At 69.8% G+C, this 19,018-nt stretch carries 16 protein-coding genes; 13 read left to right on the top strand and 3 right to left on the bottom strand.

What is annotated here, in order from left to right; genetic code table 11:
- Window positions 1-64 precede the first annotated feature (64 nt).
- From rplM to glmM, 3 genes are all read left to right on the top strand, one after another.
- Complete coding sequence (rplM, locus tag C4K88_RS09045) at window positions 65-508, top strand: 50S ribosomal protein L13 (protein ID WP_104121337.1); 444 nt, start codon at window positions 65-67, stop codon at window positions 506-508.
- A gap of 40 nt (window positions 509-548) precedes the next feature.
- A complete protein-coding gene (rpsI, locus tag C4K88_RS09040; protein ID WP_043440692.1) occupies window positions 549-1,046 on the top strand; it encodes a 30S ribosomal protein S9 in 498 nt (165 codons plus the stop codon).
- A gap of 113 nt (window positions 1,047-1,159) precedes the next feature.
- A complete protein-coding gene (gene glmM, locus C4K88_RS09035) occupies window positions 1,160-2,515 on the top strand; it encodes a phosphoglucosamine mutase (protein WP_104121336.1) in 1,356 nt (451 codons plus the stop codon).
- A gap of 33 nt (window positions 2,516-2,548) precedes the next feature.
- On the opposite strand, the gene C4K88_RS09030 is transcribed toward glmM, so the two are convergent.
- Window positions 2,549-3,226, bottom strand: coding sequence for a M23 family metallopeptidase (locus C4K88_RS09030; protein ID WP_104121335.1), 678 nt, complete (start codon window positions 3,224-3,226; stop codon window positions 2,549-2,551).
- Between the two features lie 194 nt (window positions 3,227-3,420).
- Here C4K88_RS09030 and C4K88_RS09025 point away from each other — a divergent pair, with 194 nt between their 5' ends.
- Window positions 3,421-4,155 (top strand): SDR family NAD(P)-dependent oxidoreductase, encoded by a 735-nt coding sequence (locus C4K88_RS09025; RefSeq protein ID WP_104121334.1) that lies wholly within the window; start codon window positions 3,421-3,423, stop codon window positions 4,153-4,155.
- Between the two features lie 32 nt (window positions 4,156-4,187).
- On the opposite strand, the gene C4K88_RS09020 is transcribed toward C4K88_RS09025, so the two are convergent.
- Together C4K88_RS09020 and coaA are read right to left on the bottom strand one after the other, a co-directional pair.
- Window positions 4,188-5,027 carry a M15 family metallopeptidase gene (locus tag C4K88_RS09020; protein WP_104121333.1) on the bottom strand — a complete coding sequence of 280 codons (840 nt, stop codon included), beginning with the start codon at window positions 5,025-5,027 and terminating at the stop codon, window positions 4,188-4,190.
- A gap of 2 nt (window positions 5,028-5,029) precedes the next feature.
- Window positions 5,030-6,070, bottom strand: a complete 1,041-nt coding sequence (gene coaA / locus C4K88_RS09015; RefSeq protein ID WP_104121332.1) for a type I pantothenate kinase — start codon at window positions 6,068-6,070, stop codon at window positions 5,030-5,032.
- On the opposite strand from coaA, the gene glmS reads away from it, so the two are divergent.
- The 9 genes from glmS to C4K88_RS08970 form a co-directional block, all read left to right on the top strand.
- Window positions 6,069-8,009, top strand: a complete 1,941-nt coding sequence (glmS, locus tag C4K88_RS09010) for a glutamine--fructose-6-phosphate transaminase (isomerizing) (protein WP_104121331.1) — start codon at window positions 6,069-6,071, stop codon at window positions 8,007-8,009. The two genes, coaA and glmS, sit on opposite strands and share 2 nt — an antisense overlap.
- Window positions 8,010-8,063: 54 nt before the next feature.
- Complete coding sequence (locus C4K88_RS09005) at window positions 8,064-8,435, top strand: holo-ACP synthase (RefSeq protein WP_104121330.1); 372 nt, start codon at window positions 8,064-8,066, stop codon at window positions 8,433-8,435.
- Window positions 8,436-8,479: 44 nt separating this feature from the next.
- Window positions 8,480-10,042 carry a bifunctional ADP-dependent NAD(P)H-hydrate dehydratase/NAD(P)H-hydrate epimerase gene (locus C4K88_RS09000; RefSeq protein WP_104121329.1) on the top strand — a complete coding sequence of 521 codons (1,563 nt, stop codon included), beginning with the start codon at window positions 8,480-8,482 and terminating at the stop codon, window positions 10,040-10,042.
- A gap of 141 nt (window positions 10,043-10,183) precedes the next feature.
- Window positions 10,184-12,370, top strand: coding sequence for a glycogen debranching protein GlgX (gene glgX / locus C4K88_RS08995; protein WP_104121328.1), 2,187 nt, complete (start codon window positions 10,184-10,186; stop codon window positions 12,368-12,370).
- 54 nt (window positions 12,371-12,424) lie between these two features.
- Window positions 12,425-14,737 carry a malto-oligosyltrehalose synthase gene (gene treY / locus C4K88_RS08990; RefSeq protein WP_104121327.1) on the top strand — a complete coding sequence of 771 codons (2,313 nt, stop codon included), beginning with the start codon at window positions 12,425-12,427 and terminating at the stop codon, window positions 14,735-14,737.
- Window positions 14,734-16,482, top strand: coding sequence for a malto-oligosyltrehalose trehalohydrolase (gene treZ, locus C4K88_RS08985; protein ID WP_104121326.1), 1,749 nt, complete (start codon window positions 14,734-14,736; stop codon window positions 16,480-16,482). The genes treY and treZ overlap by 4 nt, the downstream gene beginning before the upstream one ends.
- 155 nt (window positions 16,483-16,637) lie before the next feature.
- The gene (locus C4K88_RS08980) at window positions 16,638-17,813 is read left to right on the top strand and encodes a GGDEF domain-containing protein (RefSeq protein WP_104121325.1); all 1,176 of its coding nucleotides are present in this window, start codon (window positions 16,638-16,640) and stop codon (window positions 17,811-17,813) included.
- 164 nt (window positions 17,814-17,977) lie between these two features.
- Entirely contained in the window at window positions 17,978-18,694 is a 717-nt protein-coding gene (locus C4K88_RS08975; RefSeq protein ID WP_241521808.1) for an EAL domain-containing protein, read from the top strand.
- A gap of 91 nt (window positions 18,695-18,785) precedes the next feature.
- Window positions 18,786-19,018 (top strand): aldo/keto reductase (locus C4K88_RS08970; protein ID WP_368771586.1); only part of this gene is annotated, 233 nt, incomplete at its 3' end.

Genomic DNA, 19,018 nt, shown 5'->3' with positions numbered 1-19,018 from the left:
GCCCGCGGGTACGGACGCTTCCGTAGTCACGGGCGACACCGAAATAGAAACGAAGGCCATAACCGTGCGTACGTACACCCCGAAGCCAGGCGACATCAACCGCCAGTGGCACGTAATCGATGCAACCGACGTCGTCCTCGGCCGTCTTGCCAGCCAGACCGCAATCCTGCTCCGCGGTAAGCACAAGCCGACCTTCGCTCCCCACATGGACATGGGCGATTTCGTCATCATCATCAACGCTGAAAAGGTGGCCCTGACCGGCTCCAAGCTCGAGCAGAAGCGGGCCTACCGCCACTCGGGCTACCCGGGCGGCCTGAAGTCCACCAACTACGTGGAACTCCTGGACAAGAACCCGGAGCGCGCAGTCGAGAAGGCCATCCGTGGCATGCTCCCCAAGAACTCGCTGGCTGCACAGCAGATCGGCAAGCTGAAGGTCTACCGCGGCGCCGAGCACCCTCACGCCGCACAGCAGCCCAAGACATACGAAATCACTCAGGTCGCCCAGTAGTCCTGGCCACCAGTACTAAGAAATCACTTCAAGGAGAACCGTGGCTGAGAACACTGAAGAGCTGAACGAACCGACCGAGGAGCTCACGAGCTACACCTCGGAGTCCACCGAAGGCGGCGAGACCGCCGTCAAGGAGCGTCCCGCGCTGACCGTCGGCGGCGGAGCCGTCGGACGCCGCAAGGAAGCCGTCGCCCGCGTGCGCCTCGTCCCCGGCACCGGCAAGTGGATCGTCAACGGGCGCGAGCTCGCCGACTACTTCCCGAACAAGCTGCACCAGCAGGAAGTCAATGACCCGTTCAAGCTCCTCGAGCTCGACGGTGCCTACGACGTCATCGCCCGCATCCACGGCGGTGGACCCTCCGGCCAGGCCGGCGCACTCCGCCTCGGAGTCGCTCGCACGCTGAATGAGATCGACCGCGAGAACAACCGCCCCGCCCTCAAGAAGGCAGGCTTCCTGACTCGTGACGCCCGCGTCATCGAGCGCAAGAAGGCCGGTCTCAAGAAGGCACGCAAGGCACCCCAGTACTCCAAGCGCTGATCCTTCCGGGACACGCGCAGATGCCCGTCCGGGCTATCCGGACGGGCATCGTGCTTTAACCTGTTGGGGGACCCGCCCGAGCGGTCCCATTCTCTGCCCCTAGGATGATCACGATGAGCAAGTTATTCGGAACCGACGGCGTCCGCGGCCTGGCCAACGGCCTGATCACGGCTGAACTCTCCCTTCAGCTGGCCCAGGCGGCCGCCGTGGTCCTCGGCCACAACGCGTCGGACGGTCGTCGGCCCACCGCGGTCATCGCCCGTGACCCCCGCATCAGCGGCGAGTTCATCGCAGCCGCCGTCGAGGCCGGGCTCGCCAGCTCCGGCGTCGACGTCTACGACGCCGGGGTCCTGCCGACGCCGGCAGCGGCGTTCCTCGTGGCTGACCTCGGTGCCGACTTCGGCGTCATGATCTCCGCCTCCCACAACGCAGCCCCCGACAACGGCATCAAGTTCCTCGCCCGCGGCGGCAACAAGCTCAGCGACGCCCTCGAGGACGCCATCGAGGAAGAGATGGCGCGGCCTCGCCTCCGCCCCGTCGCGGGCGACGTCGGGCGCATCCAGCGCTTCGCCGACGCCGAGGACCGCTACGTGGTCCACCTCCTCAAGACCCTCCCGCACCGCCTCGAAGGACTCAAGGTGGTGCTCGACTGCGCCCATGGGGCAGCGAGCGGCTGCTCGCCCGAGGTCTTCCGGGACGCCGGCGCGGACATCGTCGTCATAGGCGCGGATCCCGACGGCGTGAATATCAACGACGGCTACGGCTCCACGCACCTCGAGAAGTTGCAGGCCGCCGTCCTCGAGCACGGCGCCCACCTCGGCATCGCGCACGACGGCGACGCCGACCGCTGCCTGGCCGTCGACCACGAGGGGACCGTCGTGGACGGCGACCAGATCATGGCCGTGATGGCCCTCGCGATGAAGGACGCCGGCAAGCTCAAGGACGACACCCTCGTGGCGACCGTGATGAGCAACCTGGGCCTGAAGATCGCCCTGCGCGCATCGGGCATCACCATCAGGGAGACCGGGGTCGGGGACCGCTACGTCCTCGAGGCGATGCGCGACGGCGGGTACAGCCTGGGCGGCGAGCAGTCCGGCCACGTCATCTTCGCCGAGTACGCCACCACGGGCGACGGCGTCCTCACCGGACTCCAGCTGGCCTCGCGCATGGCGGGGACCGGCCAGAGCCTCAAGGAGCTCGCCGCCGTCATGACGAAGCTCCCGCAGGTGCTCATCAACGTCAAGGGCGTGGACCGCACCGCCGCGAACACGGACGAGGGCGTTCAGGACGCCGTCCGTGAGGCCGAGGCAGTCCTCGGCGAGACCGGACGGGTGCTGCTACGCCCCTCGGGCACCGAGCCGGTGGTGCGCGTCATGGTGGAAGCCGCCGATGTCGCGACCGCCCAGAGCATCGCGGAAGGGCTCGCCGCGACAGTGGAGAAGCGACTCTCCCTGGAAGCGGTCGCCTGATCCAAGGGTTGCCGGCCCTTTCGCCGGCGCGGCCTACCCGGAAGCACCGGCCCCCGTCCTCGGGACGACGACGAGCTGCGACTCGGCCGGGAGTTCCGTGCCCCCGAGGGTCCTGAACGCGATCGGCAGTCCCCGGGCGGTCGCCCAGTCGGTGCTGTCCGTGACCTGGACGTGGACGTGCGGCTGGGTGCTGTTCCCCGAGTTCCCGCACTCGCCGATCTGCCGGCCGGCCCGGACGCGGCTGCCCGCCTCGACGCAGAGCGATCCCCTGCGCAGGTGGGCGACCAGCACGAAGGGCCCTCCGTCGCCCAGATCGATGACCACGTGGTTGCCGGCGACAGCCCCCGGTCCGTGCCGGAGGCGCTCAGCCTGCCCGGCCATGTACGGCACGAGCGCCAGCTGCGACCGTCGCGCCGCGTGGTCCCCCTCGCCGTCGTGGGCGACGACGACCACCCCTGCGGCCGGGGCGAGCACGGGCGCGCCGAATCCGACGAAGCCTTCCGCCGGTTCCGTGGCGAAGAGGCTCCGCCAGGTCCTCGGGGCCGGACGGCCACCGGCGCCCACGGGGACGAGGTCGATCGCATACGTGGTGCCCATGAGGTCGGTGCCGTGGCTCGGGACCCGACGCGCAGGACTGTTGCGTGCGCGGAACCGTCCCTGCAGCGGGTAATGCAGCAGTACAGGGTTGCCGTCGGCCGCGGACGCTCTCATCTGCCCATTGTCATCCTCGCCGCGACCGGGAGCGAGCCCCGGATGGCGCAGGCTCCCGGGAGTTCGAGGCCCCTTGCGGTCCGGCGCCGGGAGCGGCACGCTGGACGTCATCGTGCCGGCGGAGCGGCCGGCATGCCGAGGTCATGGGAGCGCTTCATGAACGGTACGAGGCAGGTCCGGGTGGAGGTACCACGATGAGGGTGCTGGTCACAGGGTCGGTCGAAGGGCTCGGACGGGCCGCGGCCGAGGCGCTCCTGGGGGAGGGGCACGACGTCGTCGTGCACGCCCGTAACGAGGACCGCGCCGGCGCCCTGGCCCCGCTCACCGGACAGGGCGCAGGGCTCGTGGTGGGGGACTTCGGGGACCGCAGGGCGGTCCTCCGGATCGCCGCCGAGTTGAACGAGGGCGAGCCGCCCGACGCCGTCATCCACAACGCGGGAGTCTGGAGCGGACCGGCGGTCATGCCCGTCAATGTGATCGCCCCCTACCTCCTGACCGCCCTGCTCGAGGGCCCGCGACGCCATGTGTACCTGAGCAGCGGCTCGCACTACAGCGGGCGTCCGTCCCTGCACGGCGTGGACTGGCGGGGCCGCACGCCGGGACGCTACGGGGACAGCAAGCTCTTCCTCACCACCTTCTCCGCGGCACTGGCCCGCCTGCGCCCCGACGTCCTGAGCTATGCGGTGGATCCCGGCTGGGTGCCGACGAGGATGGGCGGGCCCGGTGCGCCGGACGATCTCGACCAGGGCCACCGGACCCAGGTGTGGCTCGCGACGAGCGAGGACCCCGACGCGCTCAGCACCGGCGCGTACTGGTTCCACCGGCAGCGGCGGCAGCCCCACGATGCCGTCCAGGACACCGCGTTCCAGGACCGGCTGCTCGACGCCCTGGCCAAGGAGACGGGCGTCCCGCTCCCCGGGAGCCGCTGACAGCTCGAGCCGCTCAGGACGACGGGAGCGCTTCAGTAGGACGGCGCCGGCGGGAGGCCGAAGTGCTCCTCGAGGGTCTTCGTCCCGGCCGCCTTCATGGCCAGGGAGACGTCCTTGCCGACGTAGCGGAAGTGCCAGGATTCCGCCGAGAAGCCCGTGATCTCGTGCAACCCCAGCGGGTACCTGAGGACGAACCCGAACTCGGCCGCGTTCTTCGCCGCCCACTGCCCGGCCGGCGTGTCCTTGAAGCAGAGCACGAGGGTGCAGGCGCCGTCGGCCTGGGCGATGTCGAAGGCGAGGCCGGTCTGGTGTTCCGAGTAGCCCGGACGGGCCGACACCGTGTCCGCACCGGCCGGGCCGCCGTACTGGCCCACCCAGTACGCGTAGGTCGATTCCTGGTCCGCGAAGGAACGGTATCCGCTGACCATGGTCAGGTCCACGTCGTCCGCCGCGGCCGCCGCGAACATGTCCTCCACGGCGTCGGCGACGTCGGGGCGGAGGAGGTCGAAGTCCGTGGGCGTGGCGACGCCGGGCCGGCGCAGATCGGCGGGCGCGTAGTCCAGGGGCGTCAGGGGCCGGCGTTTGTTCACGACGACGTCGATGGCGCCCGGGTCCCTGTGTGCATCCGCGGCAGGGGAGGGGGTGGCGCTCGCGGCAGGGGCGGGGGAAGCAGTGGGTGCAGTGGGCACCGCCGTCGCGCTGGGCGCCGCTTCCGGGCCGCTCGCGGCGGGACCGGGTTCGCGCTGGGGCGGGGCGGGGAGGTCCCCCGGGGTCACGGCGCTCAGGGAGGCATCGGGTGCAGGACCCGGCCCGGAACACGCCGTCAGCGTCACGGCGAGGACCACCAGCGCCGCCACCGGCAGGACGCGCACGCTCAGGTCTTCCGCAGGAGCATGCGGCGCACCGAATGGTCGGCGTCCTTGGTCAGCACCAGCTGGGCCCGGCCGCGCGTGGGCAGGACGTTCGCCACGAGGTTGGGTTCGTTGATGCGCTCCCAGATGCCCGTCGCCGTCCGGCGTGCTTCCTCGTCGCTGAGGCCGGCGTACCGGTGGAAGTAGGACTCCGGCTTCGCGAACGCACTGGAGCGCAGCGACTGGAAGCGGTGGACGTACCACTCCTTGATGTGGGCGGTCTTCGCGTCGACGTAGATGGAGAAGTCGAAGAAGTCGCTCAGGGCGAGTCCCGTGATGCCGTCGGTCCGCGGGCGCGCCGGGGCGAGGACGTTGAGGCCCTCCACGATGAGGACATCGGGACGGCGCACCACCACCTCGCGGCCCGGCACGATGTCGTAGGTGAGGTGCGAGTACGAGGGGGCGCGCACCTCGGCGGCACCGCTCTTGACCTCGCTGACGAACCGCAGGAGCCGTCGGCGGTCGTAGGACTCGGGGAAGCCCTTGCGCTGCATGAGCCCCCGACGCTCGAGCTCCGCGTTCGGGTACAGGAACCCGTCCGTGGTGACCAGTGCGACGTCGGGGGTGTCCGGCCAGCGGCGCAGCAGCTCGCGCAGCACCCTCGCCGTCGTCGACTTGCCCACCGCCACCGAACCCGCGACGCCGATCACGAACGGTGTGCGGGTGGTGCGCTCACCGAGGAACGTGTTCGTGGCCGCATGGAGCTGGCCGGCCGCCTCGGTGTAGAGATTCAGCAGGCGGGAGAGGGGGAGGTAGACCTCCCGCACCTCGTCGAGGTTCAGGGCGTCACCCAGGCCGCGCAGGCGCTGGATGTCCTCGACGTTCAGGGGGCTCCTGATCTCGTTGGACAGACGGGACCACATCTGGCGGTCGAGTTCCACGAAGGGGGTGAAGGATTCGGCGCTGGTGGCCTGCTGGGTACCCGTGCCGGTGTCGTTCACCTGACGATTCTGCCCGGTGGCCTGCGCATTAACAAACACGGCCACCGGTACGCTAGGTGTCATGTGTGGAATCGTTGGATATGTGGGCCGGGACAACGGCCAGAGATCGTCGGCGCTGGAGACTGTCGCCCCGGCGTTCGACCAGGAATCGTCCGAAGCGCAGCATGGCGCGCTGGACGTCGTCATGGAGGGCCTCAGGCGCCTCGAGTACCGCGGGTACGATTCCGCGGGGGTTGCGGTGATCACCCCCGACGGCATCGAGTCGCGCAAGAAGGCCGGCAAGCTGACGAACCTCGTCGCGGAGCTCGTGGCGGACCCGCTGCCGCGCTCGCTGACCGGGATCGGGCACACGCGGTGGGCCACCCACGGCGGACCGACCGACCAGAATGCGCACCCCCACCTCGCCGACGACGGCAGGCTCGCGCTCATCCACAACGGCATCATCGAGAACTATGCCGAACTCAAGGCCGAGCTCACGGGTGAGGGACTGACCTTCATCTCGGACACCGACACCGAGGTCGCCGCCGGTCTCGTCGGCCTGCTGTACCGCGGGCTCGTCGAGAGCGGCGTCGAGGGCGACCACCTGACCCTCGCCCTGCAGCAGGCGTGCCAGCGCCTGGAAGGCGCCTTCACGCTCCTCGCCATCCACCAGGACCAGCCCGGCGTCGTCGCCGCCGGCCGCCGCAACTCGCCCCTCGTGGTGGGGCTCGGCGACGGGGAGAACTTCCTCGGGTCCGACGTCTCCGGCTTCATCGACTTCACGCGCCGCGCCGTCGAGCTCGGCCAGGACCAGATCGTCACCATCACGCCCGACGACGTCACCATCACCGATTTCTTCGGCGCACCCGCCGGGGGCCGGGAGTTCCACGTCAGCTGGGACGCCGCCGCCGCCGAGAAGGGCGGCTTCGACTCCTTTATGGAGAAGGAGATCCACGACCAGCCCGACGCCGTCGGCCAGACCCTCCTGGGCCGGTCCGACGTCGACGGCAACCTGATCCTCGACGAACTGCGCATCGACGAGACGATCCTGCGCTCGGTCGACAAGATCGTGGTCCTGGCCTGCGGTACGTCGGCCTACGCCGGGCAGGTCGCCAAGTACGCGATCGAGCACTGGTGCCGCATCCCCACCGAGGTGGAGCTGTCCCACGAGTTCCGGTACCGCGACCCGATCGTGAACGAGAAGACGCTCGTGGTCGCCATCTCCCAGTCCGGCGAGACCATGGACACCCTCATGGCGGTCCGTTACGCCCGCGAGCAGGGCGCCAAGGTGGTCGCGATCTGCAACACCAACGGCTCCACCATCCCGCGGGAGTCGGACGCCGTGCTCTACACGCACGCCGGACCGGAGATCGCCGTCGCGTCGACGAAGGCCTTCCTCGCGCAGATCACCGCCGCCTACCTGCTGGGCCTGTACCTCGCGCAGCTGCGCGGCAACAAGTACCGCGACGAGATCGCCGACGTCCTCGCGGACCTCTCGACCATCCCGGCCAAGATCCAGGCCGTCCTCGACGACGCCGACAAGATCAAGCAGCTCGGCGCGGACATGGCCAACGCCAAGTCCGTCCTGTTCCTCGGCCGCCACGTGGGCTTCCCCGTGGCGATGGAGGGGGCGCTGAAGCTCAAGGAGCTCGCCTACATCCACGCAGAGGGCTTCGCTGCCGGGGAACTCAAGCACGGGCCGATCGCCCTGATCGAGGAGGGCCAGCCCGTCGTCGTCGTCATGCCGTCGCCGAGCGCCCGCGACTCGCTGCACGCCAAGGTGGTGTCCAACGTCCAGGAGATCCGCGCCCGCGGCGCCGTGACCATCGTCATCGCCGAGGCGGGCGACACCACCGTCGAGGCGTACTCGGAGCACGTGTTCTACGTGCCGGAGACCCCGACGCTGCTCGCGCCGCTGCTGACCACGGTGCCGCTGCAGATCTTCGCGCTCGCCCTGGCCAGCGCCAAGGGCTACGACGTCGACCAGCCCCGCAACCTGGCGAAGTCGGTCACGGTTGAGTAGTCCCCTCCCCGTGCCGCCGCGGATCTCCGCGGCGGCACCCGGACGGGTGCGCGCGTGATCGTCGGCATCGGCGTCGACGTCGTGGACGTCGACCGCTTCCGGCAGCAGCTCGAACGCACCCCGGCGCTCCTCGAGCGCCTCTTCGTGCCCGCCGAACGCCACCTCAACACGCGGTCCCTCGCCGCACGGTTCGCGGCCAAGGAGGCCGTCGCGAAGGCGGTCGGCGCCCCGGTGGGCATGAACTGGCAGCACTGCACCATCGCCGTCGACGAGACCGGCGCACCGTCCGTCGTCGTGGACGGCACCGTGGCGGACGCTGCGCGAGCGCGGGGCGTCGAGACCTGGCACCTGTCCATCAGCCACGACGGAGGCCTCGCCACCGCCATGGTGGTCGCCGAGGGCAGCACACCGGCGGGCCGCCGATAGTAACCGTGCTGATGATCGCCCGGCTTACCGCTAAGCTCGACCGTATGCTCACAGCATTTTCCGGTGGTGACATCCGCTCCGCGGAGGCACCACTCCTCGACGCCGGGCAGGGTGACGCCCTGATGCAGCGGGCTGCCCACGGCCTGTTCGGCGTCGCCCTCGGCCTCCTGCGCGAGGCCGGCCGCGGCACCTACGGGGCCACCGCCGTCGTCCTCGCCGGGAGCGGCAACAACGGCGCCGACGCCCTGTACGCGGGGGAGCGGCTGCTGCGCCGGGGCGTCGGGGCCACGGCGATCCTCACGGGGGACCGCGTCCACGCCGCCGCACTCGAGGCCTTCACGCAGGCCGGCGGGACGAGCGTCCGCCTGGCCGACGCACCGGACATCGCAGCGTTGGCAGCCCATGCGGCCTCCGCCGACGTCCTCCTGGACGGGATCCTGGGCACCGGGGCCAGCGGCGGCCTGCGTGGTCCCTCCGCGGACTTCGTCCGGGCCTTCGACGCGGCGGCCGGTCCGCGCGCCGCCCGGTCCACGCTCGTCGTCGCCTGCGACCTGCCCAGCGGCATCGGCGTGGACACCGGACGCGTGGACGGACCCGTCCTCGCCGCGGACGCCACCGTCACCTTCGGAGCCGCGAAGCCCGGCCTGCTGATCGGCGACGGCGCGGTGGCCGCCGGCGAACTGAACGTCGTGGACATCGGCCTCGACCTCTCCGGCTTCCCGCCGGCGGCACGGACCCTCGAGGGCTCCGACGCCGCAGCCCTCCTCCGCCTTCCCGGCACCCACGACCAGAAGTACTCCCGCGGCGTCCTCGGCGTCGCCGCAGGCTCCGCGCGCTACCCGGGGGCCGCCGCCCTCGCCGTGGGCGCCGCACTGGCCACCGGCGTCGGGATGGTGCGCTACCTCGGCCCCGAGGCCGTTGCGGCTCTCGTGCACCAGCGGAACCCCGAGGTGGTGGCGTCGACGGGGCCGATCGCGGAGGCTCAGTCGCAGGCCTGGCTCGTGGGCCCCGGCGCCGTGGACGACGACGACCAGCGCCTGCGGGCGGTCGACGCCATGGCGTCGGGACTGCCCGTCGTCGTCGACGCCGGCGCGCTGGCCGCCGTGCCCGCCCGCGTGGGCCCGCAGGTCGTCCTCACCCCGCACGCCGGAGAGCTGCGCGAGCTGCTGGCGGCCCGCGGGGTCGACACCGAACGCTCCGAGATCGAGGCCGACCCCGCGCACTTCGCGCGGCAGGCTGCCGACATCACCGGAGCGACGGTGCTGCTCAAGGGGTACACGAGCGTCGTCGCCGCCCCCTCCGGCGCCCTGTTCGTCCAGGCCGACGCCACGCCCTGGCTCTCCACTGCGGGATCCGGGGACACGCTCTCCGGCATCATCGGGGCCCTGGCTGCCACGCTGGCCGAGGACGACGGCGCCGCCGGGCGCGTGGGCGTGGCCCCCGCAGACCTCTGGGCGGCGATCGCCGCGGCGGGAGCCCTCATCCACGGACGGGCCGGGCGGCGCGCCGCCCGGTCCGGGCCCGTGGTGGTCTCCGACCTGCCCGGCCCCATCCGCGCGGTGGTCGCGGACCTCGTGGAGGAGCGTCGCCTGGCCGCAAGCCCCTGAGGCGACCGACGCAATTAACCGCTCGAACAGATCAATGCGCTATGCATGGAACAGGCACCCGGGCCACCAGGACCCCGACGCGTGCGAGCAACACCGTGACGCCCATGGAGGCGGCCACGGCAGAAGATACAAGGAGAACTCATGGAACTATGGCCAGGCGACGCTTACCCCCTGGGAGCCACCTACGATGGCACCGGCACGAACTTCGCGCTCTACAGTGAGGTCGCGGACCTCGTGGTCCTCTGCCTCTTCGACGACGACGGCACCGAGACGCGCATCGAACTCAAGGAGGTCGACGGCTACGTCTGGCACGGGTACCTCCCGCAGGTCTCCCCCGGGCAGAAGTACGGCTACCGGGTCCACGGTCCGAACAACCCGGCCGAGGGACACCGCTGCAACCCGAACAAGCTCCTCCTCGACCCCTACGCGAAGGCCATCTCCGGCGACCTCGACTGGGACCAGGCGCTGTTCGGCTACAACTTCGGCGACGAGCACTCCGTCAACAACGAGGACTCCGCCGCGCACATGATGCTCGGCGTCGTCGTCAACCCCTTCTTCAACTGGGACGGCGACCGCATGCCGCGGACGCCCTACCACCAGTCCGTCATCTACGAGGCGCACGTCAAGGGCCTCACGCAGCTGCACCCGGACATCCCGGAGGAGCAGCGCGGCACCTACGCCGGCATCGCGCACCCGTCCGTGATCGCCCACCTGCAGAAGCTCGGCGTCACCGCGATCGAACTCATGCCCGTGCACCAGTTCGTCAACGACAGCACGCTCCAGGAGAAGGGCCTCTCGAACTACTGGGGCTACAACACGATCGGTTTCTTCGCCCCGCACAACAAGTACAACTCCTCGGGGGACCAGGGCGAGCAGGTCCAGGAGTTCAAGGCCATGGTGCGCGAGCTGCACCTGGCCGGCATCGAGGTCATCCTCGACGTGGTGTACAACCACACCGCCGAGGGCAACCACATGGGCCCCACCATCTCCATGCGAGGCATCGACAACGCGTCCTACTACCGCCTGGTGGAGGACGACAAGCAGTACTACATGGACACCACGGGCACCGGCAACTCCCTGAACGTCGGGAACCCGCACTCCCTCCAGCTGCTCATGGACTCCCTGCGCTACTGGGTCACGGAGATGCACGTCGACGGCTTCCGCTTCGACCTCGCCTCCGCCCTGGCCCGCGAGTTCTACGAGGTGGACCGCCTGTCCGCCTTCTTCGAACTCGTGCAGCAGGACCCCATCGTCTCGCAGGTGAAGCTCATCGCCGAGCCCTGGGACGTGGGACCCGGCGGTTACCAGGTGGGCAACTTCCCGCCGCAGTGGACGGAGTGGAACGGCAAGTACCGCGACACGGTCCGTGACTTCTGGCGCGGTGAGCCCTCGAGCATCGGCGAGTTCGCCTCCCGCCTGACGGGATCCGCTGACCTGTACGAGCACAGCATGCGGCGCCCCGTTGCATCGATCAACTTCGTCACCGCCCACGACGGCTTCACGATGCGCGACCTCGTGTCCTACAACGAGAAGCACAACGAGGCCAACGGCGAGGACAACAACGACGGCGAATCGCACAACCGGTCGTGGAACGGCGGAGTCGAGGGCCCTACGGACGACCCCGAGATCCTCGCCATCCGTGCCCGCCAGCAGCGGAACTACATCGCGACGCTCCTGCTCTCGCAGGGCGTGCCGATGCTGCTCCACGGCGACGAGGTCGGCCGCACGCAGGACGGCAACAACAACACCTACTGCCAGGACTCCGAGATCAGCTGGGTGCACTGGGACAAGGTGGACCAGCCGCTGCTCGAGTTCACCGCGGCCGTCAACCGCCTGCGCTCGGAACACCCCACCTTCCGCCGTCGCCGGTTCTTCGACGGGCGGCCCGTACGCCGCGGCGAGGGCGAGGCGCTGCCCGACATCGTATGGCTGGACACCACGGGCGAGCTCATGGCGCCCGAGGACTGGAACAGCGGTTTCGGCCGATCGATCGGCGTGTTCCTCAACGGCCAGGGCATCCAGGGACGTGACGCCCGCGGACAGCGGATCGTGGACGCGAACTTCCTGCTGTACTTCAACGCGCACGACGAGGCCGTCGACTTCACGATCCCGTCCGACGAGTACGGCACGTCCTGGGACGAAGTGATCGACACGGCCGGCAAGTACGCCGACACCGCCGCCATCCCGGCCGGCGCGACGATCTCGGTCGAGGGGAAGTCCATGGTGGTCCTGAGGGCCCACGCGGAGGTCGAGGACCTGGACCACTCGGTCGCGGCATCGCTGGCGATCCTCGCCAACGAGGTCACCGCCAAGACCGGCACCCCCTAGCACCACCCGCCCCGACAGGTACATCCCACCCACCGTCCCCAGGAGGACCCCCACGTGTTGACACCGAAATCGACCTACCGGCTTCAGATCCGGAGCGAGTTCGACCTGCATCGGGCCGCGGCCCTGGTGCCGTATCTGCACGACCTGGGGGTGGACTGGGTGTACCTGTCGCCGATCCTCACAGCGGAGAAGGGGTCCGGGCACGGCTACGACGTCACGGACCCCACCACCGTGGACCCCGACCGCGGCGGTCCGGACGGCCTCGCTGCCCTCAGTGAGGCCGCCCGGGCCGCGGGCCTGGGCGTGCTCGTGGACATCGTCCCCAACCACATGGGCATCGAGACCCCTGCCGACAATGCGTGGTGGTGGCAGCTCCTGAAGGAGGGCCGCGGTTCGCGCATGGCGGAGGCGTTCGACGTCGACTGGGACGCCAACGACGGGCGCCTGCGCGTCCCCGTCCTCGGCGACGGCGACACCGAGCTCGAGCAGCTCGCCGTCGTCGACGGCGAACTGCGCTACTACGACAACCGGTTCCCGATCGCGGACGGCACCGCCCATCCCGGCGACACGGGGGCGCAGGTCCACGCCCGCCAGCACTACGAACTCGTGAACTGGCGCCGCGCCGATGCCGAACTCAACTACCGGCGGTTCTTCGGCGTCAACACCCTCGCGGGCCTGCGCGTCGAGGTCCCGTGGGTGTTCCAGGAGAGCCACAGCGAGGTGAAGCGCTGGTTCGACGAGGGGCTCGTCGACGGACTGCGCATCGACCACCCCGACGGACTCGCGGACCCCAAGGGCTACCTCGAGGACCTCCGCACCCTGACCGGTGGCGCGTACGTGCTCGTCGAGAAGATCCTCGAGCCGGGCGAGAAGCTCCCGACCGACTGGGCGACCGAGGGGACCACCGGGTACGACGCCCTCGCGGACATCGACCGGCTGTTCACCGACCCGGCGGGGGAGCACGAGCTCACGCAGTCCGTGCCCGTGGCGCCGTTCCACGAGATGATCCACGGGACCAAGCGCGGCATCACCGACGGCATCCTCCGCTCCGAGGTCCTGCGGCTCGCGCGGCTCGTACCCTCCGACGCAGGGCTCGACGCCGACGCAGCAGCCGACGCGATCGCCGAACTCCTGACCTGCTTCCCGGTCTACCGCAGCTACCTCCCCGGCGGCGCCGAGTACCTCGCCGACGCGGTGCGGGACGCCCAGGTGCGCCGGCCCGACCTCGCGGACACCCTCACCGCGCTCCACCCCCTCCTGAACCCGTTCCTCGAGGGCGAGGGCCAGCTCACCGAACTTGCCCAGCGCTTCCAGCAGACCTCCGGCATGGTCATGGCGAAGGGCGTCGAGGACACCGCGTTCTACCGGTACTCCCGCCTCGTGTCACTGAACGAGGTCGGCGCGGACCCCTCCATCTTCTCGATCGACCCGCTGGAGCTGCACCGCCGCCTGCTCGAACGGCAGGCCGGGAGCCCGCTGGCCATGACGACGCTGAGCACGCACGACACCAAGCGCAGTGAGGACACGCGGTCGCGGATCTCCGTCCTGTCGGAACTCGCCGGCGAGTGGACGGGGTTGCTCGACCAGCTCGAGGACCTGGCCCCCATCAAGGACCGCACGTTCGCGCCGCTGCTGTGGCAGTCGCTCATCGGAGCCTGGCCGCTCAGCCGGGAACGCGCCCACGCCTACGCCGAGAAGGCCTCGCGTGAAGCCGATGCCAGCACGCACTGGACCGCACCGGACGAGGGGTTCGAGCGCGGCATGCACGCCGCCGTCGACGCCGCGTTCGACGACGACGCCGTGGCTTCGCTGATCTCCGGCCTCGTCGCGCGGATCCGGCAGGCCGGCTGGTCCAACTCGATCGGCCTGAAGCTGCTCCAGCTCACCATGCCGGGAGTGCCGGACGTCTACCAGGGCACCGAGTTCTGGGACACGTCCCTCGTGGACCCCGACAACCGCCGCGAGGTGGACTACGACGCCCGCCGGCAGGTGCTGACGGACATCGACTTCGGCGCGCTGCCCCCGGTGGGTGAGGACGCGCACGCGAAGCTGCTCGTCGTCTCCCGCGCCCTCAGGCTGCGCCGCGACCGCCCCGAACTGTTCACCGGGTACACCGCGATCACGCCCTCCGGAGCGGCCGCCGACCACGTCTTCGCGTTCGACCGCGGAGGGGCCATCACCCTCATCACGCGCCTGCCCTATGGGCTCGCGCAGGGCGAGGGCTGGGGCGACACCACGCTCGAGCTGCCCGCGGGCCGCTACACCTGCGCCCTCACCGGCGCGTCGGTGAGCGGCGGGACCGTCCGGGCCGCCGATCTCTTCTCCACCTTCCCCGCAGCACTACTGATCCAGGAGGACGCAGCATGAGTTCGCTCTTCGAGGTCTGGGCGCCCCGCGCCGCCTCCCTCACCCTCGTCGCCGACGGCGCCCGTTACCCCATGACCCAGGGTGGAGGCGGCTGGTGGCATGCCCCGGACGCTCCCACCGACACGGGGGACGTGTCCTACGGCTACCTCGTCGACGGCTCCGAGACCCCCGTCCCCGACCCCCGGTCGCGGCGCCAGCCCGACGGCGTGCACCAGCTCTCCCAGACGTTCGACCCCGCCGCCCACCAGTGGCAGGACAGCGCGTGGCAGTCCCCGGGCATGAACGGCGGCGTCATCTACGAGATGCACCTCGGCACGTTCACCCCCGAGGGAACCCTCGACGCCGCCATCGGCAAGCTCGGCCACCTGGTGGAGCTCGGTGTGCAGTACGTGGAACTGCTGCCCGTCAACGCGTTCAACGGCACGCACAACTGGGGCTACGACGGCGTCCTCTGGTACGCGGTGCAGGAGACCTACGGCGGCCCCGCCGCCTACCAGCGCTTCGTCGACGCGGCCCACCAGGCGGGCCTGGGCGTCATCCAGGACGTCGTCCACAATCACCTCGGCCCCAGCGGCAACTACCTCGGGATGTTCGGCCCCTACCTCACCGAGGGCCTGTCGAACACCTGGGGCGACTCCCTGAACCTCGACGGCCCGCAGTCGGACGAGGTCCGCAACTACGTCCTCGAGAACCTGCTGATGTGGTTCAGGGACTACCACGTGGACGGACTCCGCCTCGACGCCGTGCACGCCCTGCACGACGAGCGCGCCGTGCACATCCTCGAGGAGTTCGCCGCCCGCACGGACGAGTGCGCGGCGGAGCTCGGCAAGGACCTGTTCCTCATCGCGGAGTCGGACCTCAACAACCCGCGTCTCATCCAGGGCCGTGACGCCGGCGGCTACGGCCTCGCGGGCCAGTGGAGCGACGACTTCCACCATGCGGTGCACGTCAACCTGACGAGGGAGACCGAGGGGTACTACCTGGACTTCGACTCCGTGGGCGCGCTCGCCAAGGTCCTCGAGAAGGGGTTCTTCCACAACGGCACCTATTCCTCCTTCAGGGAACGCCACCACGGTCGCGAGATCGACCCGGACAGGGTCAGCCCCCTGCAGCTCGTCGTCGCGACCCAGAACCACGACCAGATCGGCAACCGGGCCGCCGGTGACCGCATCAGCGCCACCCTGAACCCGGCGCAGCTCGCGCAGGCTGCGGTGCTGAACATCCTCGGCCCGTTCACGCCGATGCTGTTCATGGGCGAGGAGTACGGGGCGTCGACGCCATGGCCGTTCTTCACCTCCCACCCCGAGCCGGAGCTCGGCAAGGCCACCGCGGAGGGGCGCCTCAGGGAATTCGAGCGCATGGGCTGGCGTCCGGAGGACGTCCCCAACCCGCAGGACCCGGCGACCTTCGCCTCGGCGAAGCTGGACTGGGCCGAAGCGGAGCAGGGACACCACGCCGAACTCCTGGCCACCTACCGCGAGCTCATCCGCCTGCGCCGGTCGCGCCCCGAACTGCGGGACCCCGATTTCCGCAGCATCTCCGTGGACTACGACGAGGACAGCCGCTGGCTCGTCCTGCATCGGGGTACCACCGCCGTCCTCCTGAACCTGAGCGACGCGATGGTGACCGTGCCGGTGGGCGGCAGCACCGCGGAGGTCCTGCTGTCCACGGTCGAGGGTGTCGGGCTGCTCGCCGACACGGTGCAGCTGCCCGCGCACGCCTCCCTGGTCCTCGACCTGGGCTGAGCGTAGGGCAGGACTCTGCAAGGGTTTCGACAGGAGCAGGAGTCCACCGGCCGAAGGGTCGGTGGACTCCTGCATACTGTCTGAGGATTCCTCCACCCCGGAGGTAACCCTGGCATCCGGAGACCGGACCGGGAAGAACGAGGCGGCAGGACAACATGACCCTGGACATCACCACCCTGCGGGTTGCCTTCGGAGCCGTCGCAATCACCCTGCTGGTGCTGTTCTACACCGTTGCGTTCCGTCAGACCCGCTCTGCCTACAGTGCCTGGTGGTGCGCGGCCATCCTGTTCTTCTGTGCCGGGTCCTCCCTGTACCTGTTCGACGGCACCCAGCACCAGATCTGGGCCAATCCCGCCGCCAACACGCTGTCGGTCCTAGGGACGGTCAGCGTCTGGGCGGGGGCGCGGACCCTCCGGGCAGGGAGGCCCGGCCGGCTGCAACTGGCAGCCGGGCCGCTGCTGACGCTGCTGGCCTCGGCGCTCGACAGCCCGGCGACCAACACGTGGTCCGGCGGCGCGGTGTTCCTCGGCATGATGTCCCTGGCCATCGGTCTCGCCTCCTGGGAGCTGTGGCGCCTGCCCAGCAGCTACAGCAGGGTGCAGGCACCGCTCGCCACCGCGTCCGGGGTGGTCGCGGTGCTGTATCTCGTCCGCTGCATCGCGTTCGTCGCAGGCGGCCCCGACGGCTCCGTGTTCAGCACCTTCTTCGATTCGAGCATCACGGTCCTGGTCACCCTGGTCCTCCTCGTCATCGTCTCCTTCAGCGCGGCGGCGCTCAGCGCCGAGCAGATCGCCGCCGACCTGCGGATGCGTGCCGACCGCGACGCCCTGACCGGGCTGCTCAACCGGGCAGGCTTCCTGGATCTCGCACATCTGCATGTGGACCGGCTGGCGCGGACGGAACGGCCCGGGGCGCTCGTCCTCGCCGACCTCGACTTCTTCAAGACGATCAACGACACCCATGGTCACGCGGCCGGCGACAGCGTGCTGAGGGCGTTCGCGCGGTCCTGCTCGGAGACCGTCCGGGCCACGGACCTCGTGGGACGCTACGGAGGCGAGGAGTTCATCTTCCTGCTGCCCGGGGCCTCCGTCTCCCGGGCCGAGGACATCACCCGCGACATCAGCCTGGCGCTGCGGGTGCATCCCGCACCGGGTGGTTTCGTGATGCCGACGGTGAGTTACGGCATCTCCTCGATCGAGGCCTCCGGCTACGACCTCGACGCGGCGATCGCCGCGGCGGACCGCGCGCTGTACGAGGCGAAGGCCGGGGGACGGGACAGGTCGGTCCGCGCCCTCGGCCCGACGCACGGGACGCTCGACGGAAGTCCCTGAGGGCACTATCAGGGCCTGGCGCCGGGGGCCAGCAGACGGACACGACGCGTTGCGGATCCGCGCCGGAGGATGCGTGTCCTACAGTTGACGAGACGAATGAGGGGGCACTCCGTATGGCGTGTAACGGCTGCGCGACATCATCAGGACTCGATGTCGAGTTCAGCATGGCTTTCCAGCCGATCTACGACGCCGTCGAGGACCGCGTGTGGGGCTACGAGGCGTTGGTGCGGGGACTATCGGGCCAGGGAGCTTTCGAGGTCCTGTCGAGGGTCTTGCCGGAGCAGAAGTACCGCTTCGACCAGGACTGCCGCATCAAGGCGATCGAGTTGGCCGCGCGACTGTTCCCTGCCGACGAAGAGTTGAAGCTGTCCATCAACTTCATGCCGAACGCCGTCTACGAACCGGCGGCCTGCCTGCGTGCGACGCTGCTGGCAGCGGCGCGCTGCGATTTCCCGCTGTCGTCGATCATGTTCGAGTTCACGGAGAACGAGGAGGTCACGGACACCGGCCACCTCATGAACATCATCACCGAATACCGCAGGCACGGGTTCACCACGGCCATCGACGACTTCGGCGCCGGCCACGCGGGGCTGGGGCTCCTGGTCCAGTTCCAGCCGGATCTGATCAAGATCGACATGTTGCTCGTCCGGGGAGTCGATGCGAGTCCGGCCCGCCAGGCCGTCGTGTCGGGCGTCGTCGGGATCGCCCGGGAACTCGGCATCACGGTACTCGCGGAAGGCATCGAGACCGAGGCGGAGTTCTTGTTCCTGAAGGGGATCGGCATCCGACTGTTCCAGGGCTACTGGTTCGCGAAACCGGCCTTCGAGGAACTCCCGGAGGTGCGTATCGGTGCCGTGGCGGCGGACAGCGCCACCGCTTAGCGGGCCCCGCAGGAGGCGGCCGTCATCCTCCCTGTTGTCCACCGGTGGTGCCCCTCGGTGTTCGAGTGGGCTACCCGCCTAGGATGATGTCATGACTTTTCTGCCTGCTGATGATCGTTATGACGCGATGCCGTATCGGCGGGTGGGGGTGAGCGGGTTGCGGTTGCCGGCGGTGTCTTTGGGGTTGTGGCACAACTTCGGTGATGATCGGGCGTTCGGGGTGCAGCGGGAGATCCTGCGGCGGGCCTTCGATCTGGGTGTGACGCATTTCGATCTGGCGAACAATTACGGTCCGCCGTACGGGAGTGCGGAGACGAACTTCGG

The organism is Arthrobacter pityocampae (genome assembly GCF_002927275.1).
In the GTDB taxonomy this organism is placed as follows: domain Bacteria; phylum Actinomycetota; class Actinomycetes; order Actinomycetales; family Micrococcaceae; genus Arthrobacter_D; species Arthrobacter_D pityocampae.
This window is presented reverse-complemented; position numbering and strand designations above follow the sequence as displayed.